General features: G+C 69.2%; 17 protein-coding genes. 7 read left to right on the forward strand and 10 right to left on the reverse strand.

Features of this window, described 5'->3' with window-relative positions; all coding sequences use genetic code 11:
- Nucleotides 1-61 precede the first annotated feature (61 nt).
- The 4 genes from AC5LXK_RS28560 to AC5LXK_RS28575 form a co-directional block, all read right to left on the reverse strand.
- The gene (locus tag AC5LXK_RS28560; protein ID WP_493391996.1) at nucleotides 62-1540 is read right to left on the reverse strand and encodes a sodium:solute symporter family protein; all 1479 of its coding nucleotides are present in this window, start codon (nucleotides 1538-1540) and stop codon (nucleotides 62-64) included.
- Nucleotides 1537-1749: a DUF3311 domain-containing protein gene (locus tag AC5LXK_RS28565; RefSeq protein ID WP_493391997.1), complete on the reverse strand. Its 213-nt coding sequence runs from the start codon at nucleotides 1747-1749 to the stop codon at nucleotides 1537-1539. The genes AC5LXK_RS28560 and AC5LXK_RS28565 overlap by 4 nt, the downstream gene beginning before the upstream one ends.
- A gap of 39 nt (nucleotides 1750-1788) precedes the next feature.
- Entirely contained in the window at nucleotides 1789-2913 is a 1125-nt protein-coding gene (locus AC5LXK_RS28570; RefSeq protein WP_493391998.1) for a porin, read from the reverse strand.
- Nucleotides 2914-3216: 303 nt separating this feature from the next.
- Nucleotides 3217-4113, reverse strand: coding sequence for an IclR family transcriptional regulator (locus tag AC5LXK_RS28575; protein ID WP_493391999.1), 897 nt, complete (start codon nucleotides 4111-4113; stop codon nucleotides 3217-3219).
- A 294-nt stretch (nucleotides 4114-4407) separates the two neighbouring features.
- Between AC5LXK_RS28575 and AC5LXK_RS28580 the strand changes: the two genes are divergently transcribed.
- The 7 genes from AC5LXK_RS28580 to AC5LXK_RS28610 are packed head-to-tail and all read left to right on the forward strand — an operon-like array spanning nucleotide 4408 to nucleotide 11211.
- Nucleotides 4408-5490, forward strand: coding sequence for an ABC transporter ATP-binding protein (locus tag AC5LXK_RS28580; RefSeq protein WP_493392000.1), 1083 nt, complete (start codon nucleotides 4408-4410; stop codon nucleotides 5488-5490).
- Entirely contained in the window at nucleotides 5491-6456 is a 966-nt protein-coding gene (locus AC5LXK_RS28585; protein WP_493392001.1) for an ABC transporter permease, read from the forward strand.
- The gene (locus tag AC5LXK_RS28590) at nucleotides 6453-7247 is read left to right on the forward strand and encodes an ABC transporter permease (RefSeq protein WP_493392002.1); all 795 of its coding nucleotides are present in this window, start codon (nucleotides 6453-6455) and stop codon (nucleotides 7245-7247) included. Before AC5LXK_RS28585 ends, AC5LXK_RS28590 begins: the two co-directional genes overlap by 4 nt.
- On the forward strand, nucleotides 7247-7594 hold the full coding sequence (locus tag AC5LXK_RS28595) for a (2Fe-2S)-binding protein (protein ID WP_493392003.1): 348 nt from the start codon (nucleotides 7247-7249) through the stop codon (nucleotides 7592-7594). Before AC5LXK_RS28590 ends, AC5LXK_RS28595 begins: the two co-directional genes overlap by 1 nt.
- Nucleotides 7591-9024 carry an FAD/NAD(P)-dependent oxidoreductase gene (locus AC5LXK_RS28600; protein WP_493392004.1) on the forward strand — a complete coding sequence of 478 codons (1434 nt, stop codon included), beginning with the start codon at nucleotides 7591-7593 and terminating at the stop codon, nucleotides 9022-9024. The genes AC5LXK_RS28595 and AC5LXK_RS28600 overlap by 4 nt, the downstream gene beginning before the upstream one ends.
- The gene (locus tag AC5LXK_RS28605) at nucleotides 9017-10168 is read left to right on the forward strand and encodes an NAD(P)/FAD-dependent oxidoreductase (protein ID WP_493392005.1); all 1152 of its coding nucleotides are present in this window, start codon (nucleotides 9017-9019) and stop codon (nucleotides 10166-10168) included. Before AC5LXK_RS28600 ends, AC5LXK_RS28605 begins: the two co-directional genes overlap by 8 nt.
- Nucleotides 10165-11211: an ABC transporter substrate-binding protein gene (locus tag AC5LXK_RS28610; protein ID WP_493392006.1), complete on the forward strand. Its 1047-nt coding sequence runs from the start codon at nucleotides 10165-10167 to the stop codon at nucleotides 11209-11211. The genes AC5LXK_RS28605 and AC5LXK_RS28610 overlap by 4 nt, the downstream gene beginning before the upstream one ends.
- A 21-nt stretch (nucleotides 11212-11232) precedes the next feature.
- Here AC5LXK_RS28610 and AC5LXK_RS28615 read toward each other — a convergent pair whose 3' ends face one another.
- From AC5LXK_RS28615 to AC5LXK_RS28640, 6 genes are all read right to left on the reverse strand, one after another.
- On the reverse strand, nucleotides 11233-12573 hold the full coding sequence (locus AC5LXK_RS28615) for a serine hydrolase domain-containing protein (RefSeq protein WP_493392007.1): 1341 nt from the start codon (nucleotides 12571-12573) through the stop codon (nucleotides 11233-11235).
- A gap of 47 nt (nucleotides 12574-12620) precedes the next feature.
- Nucleotides 12621-13010, reverse strand: coding sequence for a BON domain-containing protein (locus AC5LXK_RS28620; RefSeq protein WP_493392008.1), 390 nt, complete (start codon nucleotides 13008-13010; stop codon nucleotides 12621-12623).
- A 40-nt stretch (nucleotides 13011-13050) separates the two neighbouring features.
- Entirely contained in the window at nucleotides 13051-14109 is a 1059-nt protein-coding gene (locus AC5LXK_RS28625; RefSeq protein WP_493392009.1) for a porin, read from the reverse strand.
- A gap of 115 nt (nucleotides 14110-14224) precedes the next feature.
- Nucleotides 14225-15523 carry an MFS transporter gene (locus tag AC5LXK_RS28630; protein WP_493392010.1) on the reverse strand — a complete coding sequence of 433 codons (1299 nt, stop codon included), beginning with the start codon at nucleotides 15521-15523 and terminating at the stop codon, nucleotides 14225-14227.
- A 44-nt stretch (nucleotides 15524-15567) separates the two neighbouring features.
- The gene (locus AC5LXK_RS28635) at nucleotides 15568-16731 is read right to left on the reverse strand and encodes a CaiB/BaiF CoA transferase family protein (protein ID WP_493392011.1); all 1164 of its coding nucleotides are present in this window, start codon (nucleotides 16729-16731) and stop codon (nucleotides 15568-15570) included.
- Nucleotides 16728-17915, reverse strand: coding sequence for an acyl-CoA dehydrogenase family protein (locus tag AC5LXK_RS28640; protein WP_493392012.1), 1188 nt, complete (start codon nucleotides 17913-17915; stop codon nucleotides 16728-16730). The genes AC5LXK_RS28635 and AC5LXK_RS28640 overlap by 4 nt, the downstream gene beginning before the upstream one ends.
- Nucleotides 17916-17917: the final 2 nt, after the last annotated feature.

Below are 17917 nucleotides of genomic sequence, written 5' to 3' on the forward strand. Positions count from 1 at the left end.
CAAACGGCAACGCCGCCGGGCAACTGCCCGACGGCCCGGCCGCAACACGGCGCAGCCACTGTCACGCGGAGCCGACCGGCGCCGCGACACGGGCCTTCAGCTTGCGCTGCACCGCGCTGATCGCGATGAACACCACCGCGTTCACCGCGAGCGCGACGAGCCCGGGGTTGATCGACGTGAACGTGCTCGATGCGCCGGGGAACAGCCCCGCGAGCGTCACGCCATAGTAGTTCGTCATCGCGATCACGATCGCGCCGGCGACGATGCCCGCGAACGCGCCTTCACGCGTGCCGAACGGTCGCTTCAGGAAGCTCGACGCGAGCATCGGCACGAGCTGCGTGAGCAGGCTCGACGAGAAGATCGCGAGCGTGACGAAGGTCGCCCCGCCGCGCAGCACGAAGTAGACGACCACCAGCGTGAAGATCGGCAGCGCGATCCGCGCGACGCGCGTCACCTCGCGGTCGGTCGCGTTCGGTGCGAAGCCTTCGCGGTAGATGTTGCGCGCGATCGTCGTCGACGCGTTCAGCATGATCAGCGAGCCCGGCACCAGCGCGGTCAGCAGGCCCGTGCCGCCGACGATGCCGACGAACCACGCGGGGAACGTCTGCTTCACGAGGCGCAGCAGCGCAAGGTCGGTCTGCGCACCTTCGAGCCCGTGCACGGTCATCACGGCCGCGAAGCCGACCAGGAACAGGAATGCGATCAGCACCTGGTACAGCGGCATCAGGATCACGTTGCGACGCAGCGCGCGTTCGTCCTTCGCGACGTAGATCGCGGTGAAGCCGTGCGGATACAGGTAGTAGCCGAGCGACGTGAGCAGGATCGTCGAGTTGTACCAGCTCAGGTTGAAACCGTGCTCGGGCATGCGCAGCAGCTCGGGATGCGCGGCGTCGATCTTCGCGAACATCTCGCCGAGGCCGCCGTAGTAATGCATCGGCAGGTACAGGCCGAGGAAGATCGCGATCGCGAGGATCAGCACGTCCTTGAAGATCGCGATGCTCGCCGAGCCGTGGATGCCCGACACGACCATGTACACGGCCATCAGCGTCGCGGCGATCCAGATCGCGGCCGCTTGCGGAATCAGCCCGTACGACATCTCCGACACGATCACGCCGAGCCCGCGCAGCTGGATCATCAGCAGCGACACCATCGCGAACACCGCGACGATCGACACCAGCACGCCGATCGCGCGGCTGTCGTACTTCGACGCGAAGTAATCGGCGAACGACACGAGCCCGCGCTCCTTCGCGTAGCGCCAGACCGCCGGCAGCATCCAGTAGCCGATCACGAACGCAAGGCAGCCGTACGACAGGATGTAGAACGCCGGCACGCCCTTGCTGTAGGTCCAGCCGCTCGCGCCGAGGAACGAGAACGTCGAGAACGCCTCGCCGGCCATCAGCAGGAATGTGAGCAGCGAGCCGAAACCGCGCCCGCCGACCGCCCACTGTTCGAGCGTGAGCTTGCGGCCGCGGCGCGCCATCACGCCGATCGCCAGCGCGAACACGGCGAACGCCGCGATGATGATGATCGAAACGTTCATCGCGCGTCTCCCGTGCGGCCGTCGCGGTCCGCGGCGCGCTCGTCGAGATGGAACAGGATCGCGAGGATCACGGCGGTCGCCGCCATCCAGATCAGGTTCCAGACGAGCAGGAACGGCAGCCCGAACAGCAGCGGACGTGCCTCGGCGAGCGAGCCGCCTGCATACATCCCGACGAACGGCAGCGCCGCCAGCAACAGTTTGAGTTTCATGTGTGTCTCCTCCGGAAGACGCGCGAACGCGTCAGGACATCAGAACTTCGTGCGGATACCGGCCACCACCGCCACCTGCGACGTCGTGGACGACGGGCTGTCGGCGCCCTCGATCCACGCGCTGCCCACCGACGACGACGCCTTCTGGTAGAAGCCGTTCACGTACACGTCGGTGCGCTTGGACAGCAGGTACTGCACGCCGGCCGACACCTGCTGATAGTGGCCGCTGTCGCCGCCGCGGGCGACCTTCGTATAGGTGTAGCCGCCCGCGGCCATCAGCGCGGGCGTGATCATGTAGCGCAGGCTGCCTTCGTAGTTGTTGAAGCGCAGCGCGCCGCCCGTCGCCTGCCCGAAATTCGAGCCCGTATACAGCAGGCCGAGCGTCGCCGCCCCGATCGCGTAGCTGCCGCCCGCGCCCCAGATATCCTGGCGCACCGCGCTCGACAGGCCGGCGCCGAACACCGATGCCGACGCGGGGAAGTAGTTGTCGGACGCGACGGCGCCCGTCGCGCTGCTCGCCGGGTGATTCATGCGTGCATACGCGGCGCCCGCGTTGAGCGGCCCGTTCACGTACGTGACGCCGGCGCTCCAGGTGTTGTCGTTCGAGAAACCGGTCGAGTTCGAGAACCCGACCATCACGTTCGCCTGCAGCCCTGCGATCGTCGGCGAGATGTACTTGACCGCGTTGTTGGTGCGGAACGTGTTGTTGATGTCGTCGTTGTCGAACGGGTGCGTCGAGTACTGCGCGAGGAAGCTGCTCATCTGCAGCGAGCCGAGGATGTCCTGCGTCGAGTTGTACTGGCGGCCGAGCGTCACCGCGCCCCAGTTCGCGCCGCTCAGGCCGACCCATGCGGACCGGCCGAACATCCGGCCGCCCTGCCCGAGCGCGCCGTTCGCGACGTTGAAGCCGTTTTCAAGCTTGAAGTTCGCCTTCAGGCCGCCACCGAGATCCTCGGAACCGATCAAGCCCCAGCGCGGGCCCGACTCGTTGCCGCCCGTGAACTGCCACAGCGAATGGCCCTTTGCGTTGTTCGTGTAGGTCACGCCCGCATCGACAATCCCGTACAGCGTCACCGTCGACTGCGCGTGCACGGCGCCGGCGAACAGCATTGCGATCGCGGCGCCCGTTGCGGCGCCCGTCTTCCCACCCTTCATTCGCACCATCTCCATCATCTCCTCTCCAAACCTGCTCATCGATGTTGTGTTTTATTGATCCCGTCCATACGCGCCGTTCGGCTTGTCTAGACAGTGGCTGGATGGTATCCAGCCGCAACCGCATCAAGAAATGAAATGTTCAACTGGGCAGCAGTTGAAAATCGAATGGGAGGCGATGAAGGGGGAAATGCGCGGGGTCACGCGACCCCGCAAGAGAAACGAAAGCGCGCAGGCCGGTTTGGCGCGGTGCGTTTTGATCGGACGTGAATGGCTTGCGTAAGCAAGCTGACGATACGGCGACGCGCGACGCGGCTATGCGGTTTTCCCTGATAGCCCGTGCATCGGCCGCCGCAACGCGGCATCGAACGGATTGGTACGCGGCCCGATCGCGTCGGCCTGGCGCCGCAACAGTTCGACGACCATCGGCATCCGGTCGTCGCCGAGGCGCGACGCGAGCGTGCCGACGCTCAATGCGCCCACCGGATAACCGGTGCGATCGAGGATCGGCACCGCGACACCGGCCATCCCGTCGAGCACGCCGCTGTTGCGGCCCGCGTAGCCGAGCTGCCGCACGCGTTCGATCTCGGTGCGCAGGTACACCTCGTCGAGCACGCCGTAGCCGCGAATGCGCGGCACGTTGAAGCGGATCACTTCCTCGCGTTCGGCTTCGGGCAGGAACGCGAGGATCGCGAGGCTGCCCTGCCCGACGCCGAGCGCGATACGCCCGCCGATGTCGCCGGTAAACGAACGGATCGGGAACGGCCCTTCGCACAGGTCGAGACACACGGCGTCGAAGCCGCTCTTCACCAGCAGGAAGATGGTCTCGCCGAGGCTCGCGCACAGTCTCAGCAGCGCGGGACGGCACAGCGTACGCATGCTGCTCGGGTTGCCGGCCTGCGCGGCGAGCGCGAAGAAGTCGACGCTCAGCCGGTACAGCTTGGACTGTTCGTCCTGTTCGACCATCCCTTCGGCGATCAGCGATTGCAGGATCCGGTGCGCGGTGCCCTGCGTGAGACCGACGGCCTTTGCGAGATGCGTGACGCGCACGCCGTCCTGCTGCATGCCGGCCAGCGCGCGCAGGATCGCGAACGCGCGCTGCAGCATGCCGGCGCCCGGTGCGCCGGCCGCATCGGCCGGGCCGGCGGCGTCCTCGCCGGGACGCGGCGCGTGTGCGTCCGGCGATGTTCCGGTCGAACGGGGTTCCTGCATGTCGACTCTCCTCGTCGATTTCACTGAACGGAATACGATAGCCGCCATTGTCGTCCGGCCGAAATTTCCCTGGCATCCGGGTGTGCACGGGATTGACGTGCGCATTTCGCGACCGGATCGCCCTTCACTCACCGGAACGATTCGCACACGATTCTTCCATCTGTTCCGTTCATCGGAATTTTTTCAAAATTCCTCCCGTTGAGCAGAATTCGAAATTGACGCTCCGAAATATGGCTGGCTAGAGTCCGCGTCATCGGTGCACCGGCCATGCGGTGTGCGAACCCGGAGCTTCCCATGTCGTTTCTCACGCTTACGGATCTGACGAAAACCTTCGGCGAACTCACCGCCGTCGCCGACGTCAACCTGTCGGTCGAACAAGGCGAATTCGTGTCGCTGCTCGGGCCGTCCGGCTGCGGCAAGACCACCACGCTGCAGATGATCGCCGGCTTCGTCGACGTCACGCGCGGCCGCATCGCGCTCGACGGGCAGGACATCACGCACCTGAAGCCGAACCGCCGCGGGCTCGGCATCGTGTTCCAGAGCTATGCGCTGTTTCCGCACATGAGCGTCGCCGAGAACGTCGGCTTCGGCCTCGACATGCGCGGCGTCGACAAGGCCGAGCGTGCCGAGCGCATCCGCGCGGCACTCGCGCTCGTGCGTCTCGATGCGCTTGCGCACCGCTTCCCGCGCGAGCTGTCGGGCGGCCAGCGGCAGCGTGTCGCGATCGCGCGCGCGGTCGTGATCGAGCCGCCGGTGCTGCTGCTCGACGAGCCGATGTCGAACCTCGACGCGAAGCTGCGCGAGGACATGCAGTTCGAGCTGCGCGCGATCCAGCGCAAGATCGGCACGACGACGATCATGGTCACGCACGATCAGTCGGAAGCGCTGTCGATCAGCGACCGCGTGGTCGTGATGGAAGCCGGTCGCATCACGCAGACCGATACGCCGTACCGCGCATACGAACGCCCGGAAAACCGCTTCGTGTCGCAGTTCATCGGCAAGGCGAACCTGCTGCCCGGCACGATCGTCGCGCACGACGGCGACGCGATCCACATCGATCTCGGACACGACCTCGCCGAGACCGGGCGCACCGCATTCCTGCCGCCGCGCGAGCGCGACGTGCGCGTCGGCGATGCGGTGTCGGTCTGCATCCGTCCGGAAAAGTTGCGGCTGTGCGCGCCCGATGCGGGCCGCTTCGCCGCAACCGTCACGAGCCGCTTCTTCCTCGGCAGCCAGTGGCTGTACCGCGTCGACAGCGCACTCGGCGAAGTGCTGGTGTGCTGCCAGAACGAAGGGGCGGAGCCGCTCGCCGAAGGGGCGCCGGTCGGTATCGACTGGCACAGCGACGCGGTGCGCGTGATGCGTCGGGAGGCCTGAATGGGACAGCCTGCCCGCCCGCTCCCGACCGACGGCACGCCGGCCGCGGTGTCCGCCGGTGCCGTGCCGGCACGTGGCGCCGCCGCGCACGCGATGCGCGCGACGTGGCGCGCCCATGCGCCGCTGTGGCTGATGTGCGCGCCGGCGTTCGCGCTGTTCGCCGCACTCGTGCTCGTGCCGCTCGCGATGACGTTCATGCTCACGTTCTACCGCTTCGACCCGGCCACCGGCCCGATCGCCGCGTTCCAGTTCGGCAACTATGCGGAAGTGCTCGGCTCGTCGTACTTCCATACGATCTTCGCGCGCACGTTCGGCATCGCCGCGCTGACGACCGCGATATGCGTCGCGATCGGCACGCCGGAAGCCTACGTGCTGTCGAAAATGCGCGACCCGTGGCGCTCGCTGTTCCTGCTCGCGATCCTCGCGCCGCTGCTGGTATCGGTCGTCGTGCGCGCGTTCGGCTGGAGCATGCTGCTGAACACGAGCGGGCTCGTGAACCAGGCGCTCGGGCTCGTCGGCCTCGGGCCGTACAAGCTCGAATACACGACCTTCGCGATCGTGATCGCGCTGGTGCACGTAATGCTGCCGTTCATGGTGATTCCCGTCTGGACCGCGCTGCAGCGGCTCGATCCGCAGACCGAGCATGCGGCGCTGTCGCTCGGCGCGTCGCCGTTCACGACGCTGCGTCGCATCGTGCTGCCGCAGCTGATGCCGGGCGTGCTGTCGGGCAGCCTGATGGTGTTCGGGTTGTCGGCGAGCGCGTTCGCGATTCCCGGCCTGCTCGGCGGACGCCGGCTGAAAGTCGCGGCCACGGCCGTCTACGACGAATTCCTCGGCTCGCTGAACTGGCCGCTCGGCGCGACGATCGCGGTGCTGCTGCTGGTCGCTAACCTCGTCGTGATGCTCACCTACTACCGCGTGCTCGAACGCCGCTACGCACGCAGCCTCGGAGGCGTATCGCGATGAGAAAGAACGGCCCCTTCGCCCTCGCGTTCCACACGCTCGTGATCCTGTTCGTGCTCGCGCCGCTCGTGATCGTCGTGCTCGTCGCGTTCACGCCCGACGAAACGCTGACGCTGCCGACCCACGGGCTGTCGCTGCGCTGGTTCCGTGCGATCCTCGACTATCCCGACTTCGTCACCGCGTTCTTCAACAGCGTGAAGCTCGCAATCGCGTCGGCGACCCTGTCGCTCGCGATCGCGCTGCCGGCGGGCCTCGCCATCGGCCGCACCGCGTTTCCCGGCCGCGCGTTCCTGAACGGGCTGCTGCTGTCGCCGCTCGTGATTCCCGGCCTCGTGCTCGGTATCGCGCTGCTGCGCTTCTTCGCGCTGATCGGCGCGACCGGCTCGTTCGCCTGGCTCGTGCTCGCGCACATGATCGTCATCACGCCGTTCGTGATGCGGCTCGTGCTCGCGTCCGTCGCGGGCCTCGACCGCAGCATCGAGCAGGCCGCATGCTCGCTCGGCGCGGACCCGTGGACGACCTTCCGCCGCATCACGCTGCCGATGATCGTGCCCGGCATCACGGGCGGCTGGCTGCTCGCGTTCATCAACAGCTTCGACGAACTGACGATGTCGATCTTCGTCACGTCGCCTCAGACGGTCACGCTGCCCGTGCGCATGTACATGTACGCGACCGAATCGATCGACCCGATGATGGCGTCGGTGTCGGCGCTCGTCATCTTCATCACGGCCGGCGCGATGCTGCTGCTCGATCGCGTGTACGGCCTGAACCGCATCCTGATCGGCCAACACTGATGACGACTTCCGTTTCCCGTTCCACCGACATCGCGGACGACAACGCGCAGTTCGTGCGCGTCGCCGAACGCGAGCGCGCCGCCGTCGCGTTCACGCTCGACGGCCGCCCCGCGCAGGCGCTCGCCGGCGACACCGTGCTCACTGCGATCCTCGTCGCGCAGCGCTGCGTGCGCATCAGCGAATTCAGCGGCCAGCCGCGCGCGGGCTTCTGCCTGATCGGCGCATGCCAGGACTGCTGGGTACGTACCGAAGCCGGCGCACGCGTGCGCGCGTGCTCGACGCCGATCGCCGCAGGCATGCGGATTGTCACGGCCGCGCAGCCGGCCGCAACCGGAGACGCATCATGAGCGGCGCACCGCAACCGGTGATCGTCGGCGCAGGGCCGGCCGGTGTGCGCGCGGCCGAAGCGCTGGTCGACGCGGGGCTGCGCCCCGTCGTGATCGACGAGAACGCACGCTGGGGCGGACAGATCTACCGGCAACCGCCGGACGACGGCGCGTTCGTGCGCAGCAAGCGCACGCTGTACGGTTTCGAGGCGGCGAAGGCCGATGCCGTACACCGGACGATGGCGGCGCTGCTGCCGCGCGTCGACTACCGGCCGAACACGCTCGCGTGGGCATGCGGTGCGGGCCGCGTCGATACGCTGCAGGACGGCCGCGAAGTGACGGTGCCGTACTCGCACCTGATCATCGCAAGCGGCGCGACCGACCGCATGCTGCCCGTGCCGGGCTGGACGCTCGCGGGCGTCTATACGCTCGGCGGCGCGCAGGTCGCGCTGAAGGCACAGGGCTGCGCCATCGGCCGGCGCGTCGTGTTCGCCGGCACGGGCCCGCTGCTTTACCTCGTCGCTTACCAGTACGCAAAGGCCGGTGCGCAGGTCGCGGCCGTGCTCGACACGAGCCCGCTGCGCCGCCAGGCCGCTGCCGCGCCCGCGCTGCTGCGCGTGCCGTCGACCTTTGCGAAAGGACTCTATTACGTCGGCTGGCTGCGCGCCCATGGCGTGGCGATCGAAACGGGCGTCACGCTCGAGCGCGTGCTCGGCGACCGGCACGTGACGGGGATCGCATGGCGCGCCGCCGGTGACGGCGCACAGCCGCGCCTGCTCGACTGCGATGCGCTCGGCCTCGGCTTCGGCCTGCGCGCCGAAACGCAGCTCGCCGATCTCGCCGGCTGCCGGTTCGGATTCGATCCGCTCCATCACGCGTGGCTGCCCGAACGCGACACCGCCGGCCGCACGTCGGTGCGAGGCCTTTACGTCGCCGGCGACGGCGCAGGCATCGCGGGCGCCGACGCGGCCGAAGCATCGGGCCGGCGGGCGGCGCTCGCGCTGCTCGACGATGCCGGCATCGCGTCGCCCGCGCCATCCGGAAAACCCGAGGCGGCGACGCTCGAACGCATGCTCACGCGCGTCGGCATATTCCGCGCGGGCCTCGAAGCCGCGTTCGCGCCGCCGGTCGAGCAGGCCGCACGCTGCCCCGACGACACGATCGTGTGCCGCTGCGAGGAAATCGATGCGGGCACGCTGCGCCGCTGCATCCGCGGCGGCGCAGCGACCGAGCTGAACCGGCTGAAGGCATTGACGCGCGTCGGGATGGGCCGCTGCCAGGGCCGCATGTGCGGCGACGCGGCCGCGCTCGTGCTGGCCGCCGAAACCGGCCGCCCGCTCGCCGACGTCGGCCGGTTGCGGGCGCAACCGCCGGTGAAGCCGTTTCCGATCTCGGCCGCGCTCACGGGCGACGATGTCGCGGCGATTCCGGACGAGGCGCGCGATGAGTGAGATCCGGCATTACGACGTCGCGATCGTCGGCGGCGGCCTCGTCGGCGCGTCGGCGGCACTCGCGCTGGCGCGGCGCGGGCTGCGCACCGGGCTGTTCGAGCGGCGCGACTGCGGTGCGCAGGCGAGCGGCGTGAACTACGGCGGCGTGCGCTGCCAGGGCCGGCCCGCCGAGCAACTGCCGCTCGCGCTGCGTGCGCGGCGCATCTGGGACCGCCTCCCCGAACTGATCGGCATCGACGGCGAATTCGTCGTGTCGGGACACTTGCGGCTCGCACGCAGCGACGCCGATCTCGCTGCGCTCGACGCATACGCCGCGCTCGCCGGCGAACACGGCTTGCCGCTGCAGGTGATGCGCGGCGCGGCATTCCGCCGCCGCTACCCGTGGCTCGGCCGCGCGGCGCTCGGCGGCTCGCTGTGCGAGACCGACGGCCACGCCAACCCGCGCCTCGTATCGCCCGCGTTCGCGCGCGCGGCCCGCGCGGCAGGCGCGGACGTGTTCGAGCACACGCCAGTCGACGACGTGCGCCACGACGGCATGCGCTTTCACTTTCAGGCAGGCGGCCACGCGTACACCGCGACGTGGCTGATCAACTCGGCCGGCGCGTGGGCGAACATGATCGCCGAGCGCTTCGGCGAAGCCGTGCCGATGGAACCGATCTATCCGAACATGTGGGTGACCGAGCCGTTGCCGCCGTTCATCGCGCACAACCTCGGCGTGTACGGCGGCGGCGTGTATGCACGACAGGTCGCGCGCGGCAACTGCGTGATCGGCGGCGGGCGCGGCCATGGCGACGGCGAATTCGGCCGACCGTCGGTCGATACGACGCGCGCGGTGATGCGCGACGCGTGCGCGCTGCTGCCCGCGCTGCGCGATGCGCTGCTGATCCGCACGTGGAGCGGCGTCGAAGGCTGCACGCCCGACCACAACCCGATCATCGGCGCGAGCCGCACGACGCCGCGCCTGCTGCATGCGTTCGGCTTTTCGGGCGGCGGCTTCCTGCTCGCGCCGGGTGTCGGCGACGTGCTCGCCGATCTCGTCACGACCGGCGAAACCGCCACGCCACTCGATGCATTCTCGATCGGCCGCTTCTTCCGGGAAGCCGCGCCGACCGCCCCTTTCCGTCAAGAGGAGACCCACAAATGAAACTGCTCGGAACGATCGCGGCGGCCGCCGCCCTCTGCATCGCAGGCGCCGGCGCGCCCGCGTTCGCGCAAACGAAGACGATCTACGTCGGCATGAACGGCGGCCCGATGGAGAAGGCCTATACGAGCCAGGTGCTGCCCGATTTCGAGAAAGCCAACAACGTGAAGGTGGTCGTCGTGCCCGGCACGTCGTCGGACGTGCTCGCGAAGCTGCTCGCGAACCGCAACAAGCCGCAGATCCACGTCGCGTTCCTCGACGACGGCGTGATGGCGCGCGCGGTCAGCCTCGGCGTGTGCCAGAAGCTCGACGATTCGCCGGTACTGAAGGAGCTGTACCCGTTCGCGCGGATGAAGGACGACATCGGCGCAGGCGTGCAGCTCGGGATGACCGGCATCGCGTACAACAAGAAGCTGTTCGCCGAGAAAGGCTGGGCGCCGCCGACGTCGTGGATGGATTTCGCCGATCCGAAATACAAGGGCAAGGTCGTGTTCCAGTCGGCGTCGAGCAGCACGTTCGGGCTGCACGGCTTCCTCGCGATCAACCGGCTGCTCGGCGGCAACGAGCAGAACGTCGAGCCCGGCTTCAGCAAGTGGGCAAGCACGGTCGGGCCGAACGTCGTCGAGTACATCCCGAACTCGGCGAAGATCTCCGAGATGGTGCAGACCGGCGAGGCCGCCCTGTTCCCGCTCACGCCGACCGGCGTCGGCGACCTGCAGGACAAGGGCATTCCCGTCGCGTACGCGAACCCGAAGGAAGGCCCGGTACTGCTGCTCGTCGACCTGTGCGTGGTCGCGAACAATCCCGATCCGCAGCTCGCGCAGAAGCTCGCGCAGTTCCTGCTGTCCGCGCCCGCGCAGACGAAGGCGGCCGAGGCCGGCAAGCAGATTCCGACCAACCGCGTCGCGAAAATGCCCGCGGCGATGCAGCAGAGCCTCGGCAACATCGACGATCTCGTGCGCAAGGTGACGGTCGTCGACTGGACCGCGATCAACGCGCGCCGCGCGCAGTGGGATACGCGCTGGAACCGGCAAATCGAGCGTTGATCCCGCGCGGGCGCGGTTGCGTCAGCGCAGCTTCTGCGCCACCGCGCGCGCGACCGCGCTCAACGCGTCGCCGCGTTCGAGCGCCGCGCGCGGCCGCGTCGCTTCGCCCTGCGCATCGAGCGCACGGGGTGCGAAATCCGGCGACGACGAGAACTTGACGATCGTCAGCGCGGCCTTCGGGTCGACCAGGATCGACTGGCCGAACCGCCCCGCCGCCGCGAACGAGCCGTCGCCGTCGTTCACCTGATACCAGTAGTCGCGATACGCGTAGCCGTCCTTGCCGGGGATCACGTTGCCCTTCGCGAACAGCGCGGCGTTGTGCGCGGGCTGCAACGCCGCGCGAATCGTCGCGGCCGGCAGCGTGCCGCGCGCGCCGCCGAGCCCGGTACGCACGCGTTCCGCGAAACGCGCGGCATCGCGCAGCGTCGTGTACAGCCCGCCGCTGGCCATCGCCATCGCATTGCGGTCCACCGCGACGTACGCATCGTCTTCCGCGAAATCGCGCCACAGCCACCGTTCGACCAGCGCGCTCCACGACTGCCCGGTCGCACGCTGCATCGCCCATGCGACGGCTTCGGGCGAACCGTTCTGGTAGAACCATGCGCTGCCGGGCGCCACGTCCGGCACGCGCCGCACGGTCAGCAGGAAATCGGCGATGCTGGCCGGCGCGCCTTCGCGGCGCGGCACCAGCCCGACCGCGCCGAACAGGCCGAGATCGGGCGGGATGCCCGGCGTATAGGCAGTCGGCACTTCCATGTCGAGGTTCTGCTGCAGCGTCGCACTGCCGAACGGCGTGTCGGCCAGCTCCGCCACCGTGCGCGACAGCGGCGCGCCCGCATCGAGCACGCCGGATTCGATCATCTGCGCGGCCAGCAGCCCCGTCACCGATTTCGTCATCGACGCCCATGCGTGCGGCTGGCCGGGACCGAAGCCGTCGAAGTAACGCTCGTAGACGATCCGGCCGCGCTGCAGCACGATGAACCCGTCGGTATGGGTCGCGCGCAGGTACGCGTCGAGCGTCAGCGTCTCGCCGCCGATCGTCACCGGCAGCGCATCGAGACCGGGTGCCGACCGCTCGGGGAGCGGCATCGGCGCAGCCGCGTGCCGGATGCCGGCCGTCGGCGCGAGCAGCCGCGTGTTGCGCAATGCCCAGCGCAGGCTGGCCGGCGTGAACGCGTTTTGCTGGTTGACGATCTGGTCGGCCGGCGGCGGGAAGCCCTGCATCGTGCCTGCCGGCGTCGCGCTGTCGGCAGTGGCGGCTGGTGCGGCGGTCGCGGCGAGCGCGAGCCCGCCGGCCAGCATGAAGGTGCCGAAGGCCCGGCGGCTGCGTCGGGTCGCTGTATTGCGTCGATGAATTCGCATCGAGTCGTGCCTCGTAGTGGAAAAAGATCGCGCGATGCGCGCGGAAATTACGGCTGCTGGCCGTCGATACGCAACAGGTTCGACACCGAGGTCACGCCGTCGACACCCCGCGCGACCGTCGCAGCGAGACTCACCTGGGTCGTATCGGTGACCGAGCCGGCCAGCGTCACGTTGCCGTCGCGTACGCGCACGAGGATGCGCGTCACGTTCAGGTTTTTCGTGCGGGCCAGCGCCGTACTGACGCGACGCTTCAGCTTGCGATCGGCCGCCTTGCGCGGCGGCGTCGACAGGCCGGCCGATGCCGGCGCCGGCTCCTGCACGACCTGAGCCGCCGACGACGAAACAGCCGCGCTCGCGGCATCGGGTTGCGCCTGCGCGGCAAGGCTCCAGCACGCTGCCGTCAGCAGCGCGGCGACCAGTCGGAATGAAGTACGCATGATCGGATCACGCTCCTTGAAAGTCATGGACAAGAACACTTCAGAACTGCGTCATCAGGCCGATCGTCACGCCCGTCGTCGCGCTCGCGCCGCGCCGCAGGTTCAGCGCCGCGATCGTCGTCGGGTCGCGCATGTACGCGCCGGTCATCCCGTTGCGATCGACTTCGACATACAGCTCGGTGCGCTTCGACAGGAAGTACTCGGCAATCGCATAGGTCGTCAGCTTGTGGCCGTCCGCGCCCGCCACGTTGCCAAGATTGCGCGCACGGTCGTAGAACGCGGCCGCGCTCAGCTGCACCGACGGCAGCGGCTGCACGACGACGCCGAACGACGGGATATCGTCGCGCCGCGACGGCGCACCGGCCTTGTTCGCGCTCACGTTCAGCGACGCATAGCTCAGGTAGAAACGTGCCCTGCCGAGCTGCAGCGTGCCGCCCGCCTGGATCGTCTGCGCCGACTGCGAGCCGTCCGGGCTGTACGTCTTCGCGTACGACACGCCGCCCATCAGGTCCGAAAACGTGTACATCGCGGCCGTCGAATAGCTGGTACCCGCATGCGCGCTGCCCGCGACGCCGCCGGGCGAATAGCTTGCACCGAAGCGCAGGCCGCCGACCTGTCCGAGATACTTGACCATGTTGTTGAAACGAGAATCGAGCGTGAAGAAGTTGCCGTCGAACAGCACGCCCGGTTCGACCGCAAGCGACTGCCCGCGCCCGCCCAGCGGATCGAGCGCGATGCCGAGATCCTCCGCGGCGTTGAACTGGCGGCCGAGCGTCACGCGGCCGAAATCGCCGGTGAGGCCGACGTACGCGGCCTGCGAGAACAGCGTGCCGGACGTCTTCAACGCACCGGTGCCGCTGTTGAATGCGCCGTCGAGCACGAACAGCGCCTTCAGCCCGTTGCCGAGATCCTCCCGGCCGCGAATGCCGAACTCGTTGCCCGCGATGATGTTGTTGTTGAAGCCGACCTGGCTGCCCCCTTGCAGCCCGTTGACCCAACGCACGCCGCCGCCGATCCGGCCGAACAGCGTCACGCTCGACTGCGCATGCGCGCTCCCGCACAGCGCGCCAACCAGCGCCGCCGCGATCATTTTCTTCATGTGTCTCCTCCTGCCGCGTCGTCGCGCGGCGTTTCGTGGTGCTGCCTGCCGTCGAAAGGCGCGCTGCCCGGCTGGCGGGCCGCACGCCGAAAGCGGTGTGACGCGGTGCGCGGCGCTAGCGGCCGCACGCGCCGACCGGCGGTGCGGCGTGCTCCGCATCGCCGGCGAGGCGTCGCAGCGAGCGCTGCGGATCGAGGCACCATGCGCCGAGCACGCCGCACGCGATCAGCACGACGCCGCACACGATGCTTGCCTGCTCGAAACCGTGCGCGACCGACGCGCCGGCCCCCTCGATCAGCATCCCGGTGATGACCGGCGCCCCGAGGCCCGCGAGCGACGCGAAGCCGTTGCTGAGTGCGAGCACGCCGCCGCGCTGCGCGTCCGGCGTCACTTCGGCGAGCATCGCGGGGCCGATCGAATACATCGTCAGCGTCAGCCCGCTGCCGAGCGTCAGCAGCACGAGCTTCGCCGCGCGCGGGATCTCCGGCACCGGCAGCAGCGCCAGCATCGCGCCGGCGACGGCCAGCGTGACCGCGATGAACGTGCCGCGCCCGTGCCGCGACGGCATCCCGCGTGCGAGCAGGGCTTGCGACAGCCATGCGAGAGCGAGGCTGAGCGGCGACGTGACCGCGACGAACAGCGCGAACATCCGGCCGGCCTCGTGCGGCCCGAAGCCGAGCCCGAGCTGCAGGTAGGTCGGCATCCACGTGAGCGTCATCGCGAGGATCCAGTTCGCCGCGAAATGGCCGAGGAAGTTGCCGAGCACCGTGCGGTCGGTCAGCAGCCGCCCGTACGGCACGCGCTCGCCGCCGGCCGTGCGCGGCGCCCGCGACAGCGTCCCCTCTTCGCCCACCACCGCCCACGCGATGCACCACACCACCCCTAGCAGCGCGAGCGCCGCGAAGTTGGCGCGCCAGCCCCAGTGGGTCGTGATGACCGGAATCGAAAGCCCCGCGATCAGCAGGCCGAGCGCGCTGCCCTGGTGCAGCAGCGCGACGGGAAGGTTGCGCCGCGTATCGGGAAACCACTTGTAGATCGCATGCGTCGCGACCGGCGACGCGGGCCCTTCACCGATGCCGAGCAGCACGCGGCACGCGATGACGACCCAGATCGAACTCGCGGCGAGCATCGGCAGCTGCAGCAGCGCCCACGCGGCCGCCATCGCGAACAGCAGCCATTTCGCGGGCCAGCGGTTCGCGGCAATGCCGCCGGCGACCGCCGCCACCGCGAACAGCCAGTTGAGGCTGCCGCCGATCACGCCGAACTGCGTCGGGCTCAGATGCAGGTCGCGCATCATCGGCACCGACACGAGGCCGAGCACGACCTTGTCGAGAAAATTCACCAGCATCATCAGCGCGAGCATCGTCGCGATGGACCACGCCCGTCCGGGGCGGTACTGCGCACCATTCGTCATGGCTGTCTCCTGTTTCGTTATCGTCGGCGGCCGCGTGCGTCGCGCTATCCGCCGCCGTGCTCGCCGGGCGCCGGCACGCGGTCGTCGCCGTCCGGCAAGCCGAGCGAGAATTTCACCGGGAAGCGCACCGCGAGCGTGTGGTCTGCCGCCACCTCGCGCGCGACGCCGCGTGCCCGCACGTGCGGATCGTCGAACACCTCGCCCGCCACCGGCACACGCGACACGGGCAGCCCGAGCGCGCCGAGCACGCGCATCCAGTCGTCCAGCGTGCGGGTCGCGAACGTCGCGCGCAGCAACGCGCCGAGTTCATGGCGATGCGCCTGCCGGCCCGCGCGCTGCACATAGCGCGGATCGCGCAGCGCCGGATACGCGTCGCCGAGCGCATCGGCGAACGCGGCCCAGAACTTGTCCTCGAACGTCGCGAGCACGATGTGCCGCCCGTCGGCCGTCTCGAACAGGTCGTTGTCGGGCATCACCCAGCGCGCGGTGTCCGGCGTATCGCGGCCGGTGCGCAGCGCCCATGCGGCCGGTGCGGTCCACGCGAACATCGCGTCGTGGATCGACACGTCGAGATGCTGGCCGACCCCGTTCGCGCGGGCGCTCATCACGGCGACTGCGAGCGCGAGCGCCGCATGCAGCGCGGCCGCATGGTCGGCGAGCCGCACGCGCGGCCGTGCAACGGTGTCATGCAGTTGCGCGGGCACCGACCAGTAGCCGGCATCGGCAAGAAAATTCAGGTCGTGGCCGGGGCGGTTCGCATACGGGCCGTCCTGCCCGTAGCCGGTGATCGAGCACAGCACGACGCGCGGGTTCGCGCGTGCCAGCGCCGCGTAGTCGAGCCCGAGCCGCGCCATCACGCCGGGCCGGTTGCCTTCGACCACCGCGTCGGCATCGCGCACGAGATCGAGAAAGCGCGCGCGGCCGTCGGGCGTCTTCAGGTCGAGCACGATCGAGCGCTTGCCGCGGTTGAACTGCGCGAACGTGTCGGCGCCGAACTGCCGCAACGTGTCGCCGCCCGGCGGCTCGACCTTGATCACGTCGGCACCGAGCTGGCGCAGCAGCGCGCACGCGTGCGGCCCCGGCAGCAACTGCCCGGCATCGATGATCCGCACGCCGCGCAGGCACGACCAGGCGGGCGCGTGGTCGTCACCGGCCGGCCATGCATCGTGCAGGTCGCGTGCGCCTTCCATGTCGTCGCGTGCCGTCATGCTTCGCGCCCCGCGCCGGCCGGCTCGAGAATCGCCTTCGCGATCGCGTTGCGCTGGATCTCGCTCGTGCCGGTCAGGATCCGGAACATCCGCAGCTTGCGGAACGTCTGCTCGACCGGGTGGCCGCGCGTCACGCCGACGTTGCCGTGGATCTGCACGGCTTTGTCCGCGACTTCGAAGCAGCGCTCCGACACGTACAGCTTGCATGCCGACGCCGTCATCCGCAGGTCCGCGCCCGCGTCGGCCAGCGCGGCCGTGTGCGCGATCATGCTTTCGCACGCCCACAGCGCGGCGGCCATGTCGGCGAGCATGTGCTGGATCGCCTGGAAGCGCGCGATCGGCCCGCCGAACTGCCGGCGCGTGCGCGCATGGTCGAGCGACGCGCGGTACGCGGACATCGCGAGGCCGAGCATCGTCGGGCAATGCAGCAGCCGGTTCACGTTGATGCGCGACATGCCGAGCCGGAAGCCGTTGCCGACGCCGCCGAACACGTTCTCGCGCGGCACGCGCACGTCGACGAAGCGGATGTCCGCGTCGATGTGCTGGCCCGACATCGGCACGTACTCGTGCTCGACGCTCACGCCCGGCAGGTCGAGATCGACGAGCACGGCCGTGATCTGTGGCGGCGTCGCGGTTGCATCGGTCACGCACATCACGATCGCGAAATCGGCGAACGGCGCACCGCTGATGTAGTGCTTCGTGCCGTTGATGACGAGCGAATCGCCGTCCTCGACCGCCGTCGTGCGGATGCTCATCGCGTCCGAGCCCGAATGCGGTTCGGTCAGCGCGAAGCACGTCGACTTCTCGCCGCGCATCACCGGCCTGAAATAGCGTTCGAGTTGCGCGGGGGTCGCGTACTTCAGCATGTTGCCGATGCGAGGCGGCCCGCCGAGCTCGCCCAGCACATGCGGGGCGAGCGCCGCGCCGGATGCGGCCAGGTCGGCCTTCAGCGCGCACACCTCGGCGATCGACAGCCCCTGGCCGCCGATCTCGACGGGCAGGCTCGCGGTGTAGAAGCCGAGCGCGGCCGAACGCTGCCAGACGCGGCGCAGCACGTCGCGCGGCCACACGCCTTCCGAGTCGAGCCGCAGCTCGCGCTCGATCGGGCGCAGTTCGTCGTCGACGAAGCGCAGCACGGCCGCGCGCAGCGCGACGAATTCGGGGCGTTGCAGATGATCGAACATGG

Source organism: Burkholderia pulmonis, assembly GCF_984667975.1.

What these genes read in the sequence shown, in the direction of transcription:
- AC5LXK_RS28560 (WP_493391996.1), bottom strand. Translation starts at nt 1,540, where the DNA reads ATGAACGTTTCGATCATCATCATCGCGGCGTTCGCCGTGTTCGCGCTG.
- AC5LXK_RS28565 (WP_493391997.1), bottom strand. Translation starts at nt 1,749, where the DNA reads ATGAAACTCAAACTGTTGCTGGCGGCGCTGCCGTTCGTCGGGATGTAT.
- AC5LXK_RS28570 (WP_493391998.1), bottom strand. Translation starts at nt 2,913, where the DNA reads ATGGTGCGAATGAAGGGTGGGAAGACGGGCGCCGCAACGGGCGCCGCG.
- AC5LXK_RS28575 (WP_493391999.1), bottom strand. Translation starts at nt 4,113, where the DNA reads ATGCAGGAACCCCGTTCGACCGGAACATCGCCGGACGCACACGCGCCG.
- AC5LXK_RS28580 (WP_493392000.1), top strand. Translation starts at nt 4,408, where the DNA reads ATGTCGTTTCTCACGCTTACGGATCTGACGAAAACCTTCGGCGAACTC.
- AC5LXK_RS28585 (WP_493392001.1), top strand. Translation starts at nt 5,491, where the DNA reads ATGGGACAGCCTGCCCGCCCGCTCCCGACCGACGGCACGCCGGCCGCG.
- AC5LXK_RS28590 (WP_493392002.1), top strand. Translation starts at nt 6,453, where the DNA reads ATGAGAAAGAACGGCCCCTTCGCCCTCGCGTTCCACACGCTCGTGATC.
- AC5LXK_RS28595 (WP_493392003.1), top strand. Translation starts at nt 7,247, where the DNA reads ATGACGACTTCCGTTTCCCGTTCCACCGACATCGCGGACGACAACGCG.
- AC5LXK_RS28600 (WP_493392004.1), top strand. Translation starts at nt 7,591, where the DNA reads ATGAGCGGCGCACCGCAACCGGTGATCGTCGGCGCAGGGCCGGCCGGT.
- AC5LXK_RS28605 (WP_493392005.1), top strand. Translation starts at nt 9,017, where the DNA reads ATGAGTGAGATCCGGCATTACGACGTCGCGATCGTCGGCGGCGGCCTC.
- AC5LXK_RS28610 (WP_493392006.1), top strand. Translation starts at nt 10,165, where the DNA reads ATGAAACTGCTCGGAACGATCGCGGCGGCCGCCGCCCTCTGCATCGCA.
- AC5LXK_RS28615 (WP_493392007.1), bottom strand. Translation starts at nt 12,573, where the DNA reads ATGCGAATTCATCGACGCAATACAGCGACCCGACGCAGCCGCCGGGCC.
- AC5LXK_RS28620 (WP_493392008.1), bottom strand. Translation starts at nt 13,010, where the DNA reads ATGCGTACTTCATTCCGACTGGTCGCCGCGCTGCTGACGGCAGCGTGC.
- AC5LXK_RS28625 (WP_493392009.1), bottom strand. Translation starts at nt 14,109, where the DNA reads ATGAAGAAAATGATCGCGGCGGCGCTGGTTGGCGCGCTGTGCGGGAGC.
- AC5LXK_RS28630 (WP_493392010.1), bottom strand. Translation starts at nt 15,523, where the DNA reads ATGACGAATGGTGCGCAGTACCGCCCCGGACGGGCGTGGTCCATCGCG.
- AC5LXK_RS28635 (WP_493392011.1), bottom strand. Translation starts at nt 16,731, where the DNA reads ATGACGGCACGCGACGACATGGAAGGCGCACGCGACCTGCACGATGCA.
- AC5LXK_RS28640 (WP_493392012.1), bottom strand. Translation starts at nt 17,915, where the DNA reads ATGTTCGATCATCTGCAACGCCCCGAATTCGTCGCGCTGCGCGCGGCC.